Below are 1,032 nucleotides of genomic sequence, written 5' to 3' on the forward strand. Positions count from 1 at the left end.
CTGCTGAACAAGGTTATCACTCTTCATATCAGAAAGTTCACTGGTAAACTCATTTCTAATATTTGTGTAAGTATTTTTGAAAGAACTATTCACAGCATCAAATGCTTTAGCAACATTGTCATAGCTCGTTTCTGTAGAGTTGCCTTCAGCATCAAATGTTGCAACATTAAAACTTGGAGCTGTCCAACGCCCATTCACATACTTAGCATTGCCCCCCAAATATGTAGCAAGCGTTTCACCCATTGAATAGAGCTGTGAACCACTAATCGCATCTTTAGAAGATGAAGAAATATCACCATTTGCCAAACCAGTAAGCTTTCGAGAACCACCAGTACTATTTGCAATATTAATAGCAGTACCACTTACTGCATTACCGATAGTAATAGTACCACCAACCCCTGACTGCTGAACAAGGTTATCACTCTTCATATCAGAAAGTTCACTGGTAAACTCATTTCTAATATTTGTGTAAGTATTTTTGAAAGAACTATTCACAGCATCAAATGCTTTAGCAACATTGTCATAGCTCTCTTCTGTAGAATTGCCGTCAGCATCAAGTGTTGCAACATTAAAACTCGGAGCCTTCCATTCCCCATTTTCATATTTAGCACCACCACCCAAATATGCAGCAAGAGCATTATTTGCAGAATAAAGCTGTGAACCATTGATTGCATCTTTAGAAGATGAAGAAATATCACCATCTGCTAGACCAGTAAGCTTTCGAGAGACATGGCTTTTATTTGCAATATTAACAATAGTACCACCAGTTTTTCCACCAATTGCAATAGGATCAGCAGACTCTTCTTGCGTTACAAGGATACTTCCTTTGATGTCAGCCTGAACATTTTTAATCTCAGTGCTCACATTATTAATTTCGGTGCTCAAACCTGAAACAGCGTTATTACCCCCTTCAAAAGCACTAGCAACATCTTCATAAACCTTCTTCTCACCTTGTGTCCCGCCACTTTCAATTTGCGTAATCTCAAATTGAGGACCTGTCCACTCACCATCTTCATATTCAGCATCACCCCC

At 38.9% G+C, this 1,032-nt stretch carries 1 pseudogene; it reads right to left on the minus strand.

Going from position 1 to position 1,032, the window contains the following annotated elements:
- A pseudogene (locus V5N68_RS06075) lies at nt 1–1,032 on the minus strand (hypothetical protein); the annotation flags it as partial.

Origin of the sequence: Bartonella eidoli (genome assembly GCF_036576145.1) — a bacterium.
Lineage (GTDB): Bacteria > Pseudomonadota > Alphaproteobacteria > Rhizobiales > Rhizobiaceae > Bartonella.